This is a genomic window from Catenibacterium sp. AM22-6LB (assembly GCF_003435615.1).
Taxonomy (GTDB): domain Bacteria; phylum Bacillota_I; class Bacilli_A; order Erysipelotrichales; family Coprobacillaceae; genus Catenibacterium; species Catenibacterium mitsuoka_A.
Window position 1 is genome coordinate 54,376 of record NZ_QTUM01000006.1, and the last position, 4,912, is coordinate 59,287.

Genomic DNA, 4,912 nt, shown 5'->3' on the forward strand with positions numbered 1-4,912 from the left:
AGACAGAACATTGAAAACTGAACAGATACACGTCAGATTTATTTGAAAACATTTAATTGATGAGCTGAACATCAGCTCTTCACATATTCAGTGGAGAGTTTGATCCTGGCTCAGGATGAACGCTGGCGGCGTGCCTAATACATGCAAGTCGAACGAATCTCTTTTAGAGATGAGTGGCGAACGGGTGAGTAATACATAGGTAACCTGCCCCTGTGCGGGGGATAACAGGAGGAAACTCCTGCTAATACCGCATAGCCATGAGCACCGCATGGAGCTCATGCCAAATATCCTTTCGGGGATAGCGCAGGGATGGACCTATGGCGCATTAGCTGGTTGGCGGGGCAACGGCCCACCAAGGCAACGATGCGTAGCCGGCCTGAGAGGGCGGACGGCCACATTGGGACTGAGACACGGCCCAGACTCCTACGGGAGGCAGCAGTAGGGAATTTTCGGCAATGGGGGAAACCCTGACCGAGCAACGCCGCGTGAGCGAAGAAGGCCTTCGGGTCGTAAAGCTCTGTTGTAAAGGAAGAACGGCGCATACAGGAAATGGTATGCGAGTGACGGTACTTTACCAGAAAGCCACGGCTAACTACGTGCCAGCAGCCGCGGTAATACGTAGGTGGCGAGCGTTATCCGGAATCATTGGGCGTAAAGAGGGAGCAGGCGGCCGCAAGGGTCTGTGGTGAAAGACCGAAGCTAAACTTCGGTAAGCCATGGAAACCAGGCGGCTAGAGTGCGGAAGAGGATCGTGGAATTCCATGTGTAGCGGTGAAATGCGTAGATATATGGAGGAACACCAGTGGCGAAGGCGACGGTCTGGGCCGCAACTGACGCTCATTCCCGAAAGCGTGGGGAGCAAATAGGATTAGATACCCTAGTAGTCCACGCCGTAAACGATGGTCACTAAGTGTCGGGGGTCAAACCCCGGTGCTGCAGTCAACGCAATAAGTGACCCGCCTGAGTAGTACGTTCGCAAGAATGAAACTCAAAGGAATTGACGGGGGCCCGCACAAGCGGTGGAGCATGTGGTTTAATTCGAAGCAACGCGAAGAACCTTACCAGGTCTTGACATCGATCTAAAAGGGATGGAGACATCCTCATAGCTATAGAGAAGACAGGTGGTGCATGGTTGTCGTCAGCTCGTGTCGTGAGATGTTGGGTTAAGTCCCGCAACGAGCGCAACCCCTGTCGCCAGTTACCATCATTAAGTTGGGGACTCTGGCGAGACTGCCTCTGCAAGGAGGAGGAAGGCGGGGATGACGTCAAATCATCATGCCCCTTATGACCTGGGCCACACACGTGCTACAATGGACGGGACAGAGGGAAGCGAAGGCGCGAGCCGGAGCGGACCCCAGAAACCCGTTCCCAGTTCGGACTGCAGTCTGCAACTCGACTGCACGAAGCCGGAATCGCTAGTAATCGCGGATCAGCATGCCGCGGTGAATACGTTCTCGGGCCTTGTACACACCGCCCGTCACACCATGAGAGTTGGCAACACCCGAAGCCGGCGGCCCAACCCGCAAGGGAGGGAGCTGTCTAAGGTGGGGCTGATGATTGGGGTGAAGTCGTAACAAGGTATCCCTACGGGAACGTGGGGATGGATCACCTCCTTTCTAGGGAGACAGACGTGTAATGTTCAGTTTTGAGTGCTCTGGCACTCTAGAGAGATCCTTGAAAATCAGATATGATCATCAAATGGAAAGTTTTAAAAACTTTCTGCACACAAAAGATAAGATGTAAGTGAGATCGAGAAATCAAACAAAGATAAGAAAGGTCTAGTACATCTGGTCTGAAGGCAAAAAATACTAAGAACAGAAATACTCAAGCGAACTAAAGAGAACCAATCACAAGGTCAAGGAAGAAAGGGCGTACGGAGAATGCCTGGGCACAGAGAGGCGATGAAGGACGCAGCGAACAGCGAAATGCGGCGGCGAGCGGTAAGCACGCGATGACCCGCCGATATCCGAATGGGGAAACCCCTCCGCTCAAGAAGCGGAGACCGCATGACGACCGTCATGACGGGGCAATACGCAGGGAACTGAAACATCTAAGTACCTGCAGGAAGAGAAAGAGAAGTCGATTCCGTAAGTAGCGGCGAGCGAAAGCGGAGGAGCCCAAACCGGACATAGTCCGGGGTTGTAGGACCGCCGATAAAGATGACATGAAGAGTCAGGAGAATCCCATGGGAAGGGGATCCGAAGAGGGTGAGAGACCCGTATCCGAAGGCTTGACATGCGTCGAGGCGGCACCTGAGTACGGCGGGGCACGTGGAATCCTGCCGGAATCATCGGGGACCATCCCGAAAGGCTAAACACTACTCTGTGACCGATAGCGAACCAGTACCGTGAGGGAAAGGTGAAAAGAACCCCGGGAGGGGAGTGAAAGAGAACCTGAAACCGCATGCCCACAAGAAGTCAGAGCCCGTCAAAGGGTGATGGCGTGCCTTTTGTAGAATGAGCCGGCGAGTCACGATCAGCAGGCGAGGTTAAGCAGGAGATGCGGAGCCGCAGCGAAAGCGAGTCTTAACAGGGCGTAATAGTCTGAGGTCGTGGACCCGAAACCGGGTGATCTAGCCATGAGCAGGTTGAAGTCGGGGTAAGACCCGATGGAGGACCGAACCGACCCCCGTTGAAACGTTGGCGGATGACTTGTGGCTAGGGGTGAAATTCCAATCGAACCCGGAGATAGCTGGTTCTCCCCGAAATAGCTTTAGGGCTAGCGTCGCAGCGAGAGAGCCGTGAAGGTAGAGCACTGAATATGCGATGGCCGCATCCCGCGGTACTGAGCATAATCAAACTCCGAATGTCACGGTGTCATCTGCGGCAGTCAGACGGCGAGTGATAAGGTCCGTCGTCAAAAGGGAAACAGCCCAGACCATCAGCTAAGGTCCCAAAGTGCATGCTAAGTGGAAAAGGAAGTGGAGACGTGCAGACAACTAGGAGGTTGGCTCAGAAGCAGCCATCCTTCAAAGAGTGCGTAACAGCTCACTAGTCGAATGACTCTGCGCCGATAATTTACCGGGGCTAAGCATGACACCGAAGCTATGGACAGGAATGTGGTAGGGGAGCATTGCATGCAGCGGAGAAGCATGACCGGAAGGGCATGTGGAGCGCATGGAAGAGAGAATGCCGGCGTGAGTAGCGGCACGTGGGTGAGAATCCCACGCACCGATGGCCCAAGGTTTCCAGAGGAAGGCTCGTCCTCTCTGGGATAGTCGGGACCTAAGGCGAGGCCGAAAGGCGTAGCCGATGGACGACGGGTGGATATTCCCGTACCCGATGTGTGGCGATGGAGTGACGGAGAAGGCTCAGGCAACCAGCTGCTGGAATAGCTGGGGCAAGCGAGATACCTGCGCACCAGGGAAATCCGGTGCGCATAAGGGGAAGGCGCGATGCATACGGAAAGCTTCGGCAAGTACGGAAAAGCTGAGAGCAGGCTTCCAGGAAAAGCTTCTAGCACAGCACACATCGGCCCGTACCGAAAATGGACACACATGGGCAAGGAGAGAATCCTGAGGTGAGCGAGAGAACTATAGCTAAGGAACTCTGCAAAATGACCCCGTAACCTAGGGAGAAGGGGTGCTCCAGAAATGGAGCCGCAGTAAAACGGCCCAAGCGACTGTTTACCAAAAACACAGCTCTCTGCGAAGGCGCAAGCCGAAGTATAGGGGGTGACGCCTGCCCGGTGCTGGAAGGTCAAGGGGAGCTGTCAGCGCAAGCGAAGCAGCGAGCCGAAGCCCCAGTAAACGGCGGCCGTAACTATAACGGTCCTAAGGTAGCGAAATTCCTTGTCGGGCAAGTTCCGACCCGCACGAAAGGCGTAACGATTTGGGCGCTGTCTCAGCTGTAGACTCGGTGAAGTCTTAGTACCTGTGAAGATGCAGGTTGCCCGCGACTAGACGGAAAGACCCCATGGAGCTTCACTGCAGGTTGACATTGGGCTTGGATGCATGATGTACAGGATAGGTGGGAGGCTGTGAGCCGTGCGCGCCAGCGTACGGGGAGCCGCTGTTGGGATACCACCCTTCATGCATCTAGGTCCTAACCGGAGGCAACGGGCCACGGGACAGTGTCAGTCGGGCAGTTTGACTGGGGCGGTCGCCTCCCAAAGAGTAACGGAGGCGCCCAAAGATACCCTCAGCATGGATGGAAACCATGCATAGAGTGCAAAGGCATAAGGGTGTCTGACTGCGAGACATACAGGTCGAGCAGGGACGAAAGTCGGGCTTAGTGATCCGGCGGATCCGAATGGAAGGGCCGTCGCTCAACGGATAAAAGCTACCCTGGGGATAACAGGCTGATCTCCCCCAAGAGTTCACATCGACGGGGAGGTTTGGCACCTCGATGTCGGCTCATCGCATCCTGGAGCTGAAGTCGGTTCCAAGGGTTGGGCTGTTCGCCCATTAAAGCGGTACGCGAGCTGGGTTCAGAACGTCGTGAGACAGTTCGGTCCCTATCTGTCGTGGGCGCAGGAGGTTTGAGGAGAGCTGCCCCTAGTACGAGAGGACCGGGGTGGACGGACCGATGGTGCACCAGTTGTCACGCCAGTGGCACAGCTGGGCAGCCAAGTCCGGACGGGATAAGCGCTGAAGGCATCTAAGCGTGAAGCCCCCTCCAAGATGAGACCTCCCATTGGCGACAAGTAAGGCCCCTCGAAGACGACGAGGTTGATAGGCCGCGAGTGCAAGCGCAGCGATGTGCTTAGCGGGGCGGTACTAATAGGCCGAGGACTTGGCCAAGATTGGAAAGAGTAATCATTAGTAGAGATGACGTATCTGGTTTTGAGGGATCCCTCGAGGATCTGGCGGCGATAGCATGATGGACACACCCGTTCCCATCCCGAACACGGAAGTTAAGCATCATAACGGCGACGATAGTGTGAAGACGCGACAATAGCAAGCTGCCAGGTC

General features: G+C 55.2%; 3 rRNA genes. All 3 read left to right on the top strand.

The annotated features are described in order from the left end of the window. Positions 1 to 87: 87 nt before the first annotated feature. The 3 genes from DW269_RS02855 (at position 88) to rrf (ending at position 4,911) form a co-directional block, all read left to right on the top strand. Positions 88 to 1,616 (top strand): 16S ribosomal RNA (locus DW269_RS02855). A 237-nt stretch (positions 1,617 to 1,853) separates the two neighbouring features. Beyond that, positions 1,854 to 4,741: ribosomal RNA gene (locus tag DW269_RS02860) — 23S ribosomal RNA — on the top strand. 61 nt (positions 4,742 to 4,802) lie between these two features. After that, positions 4,803 to 4,911 (top strand): 5S ribosomal RNA (gene rrf / locus DW269_RS02865). The 16S, 23S and 5S rRNA genes sit together here, the layout of an rRNA operon. The last annotated feature ends 1 nt before the right edge of the window (position 4,912 follow it).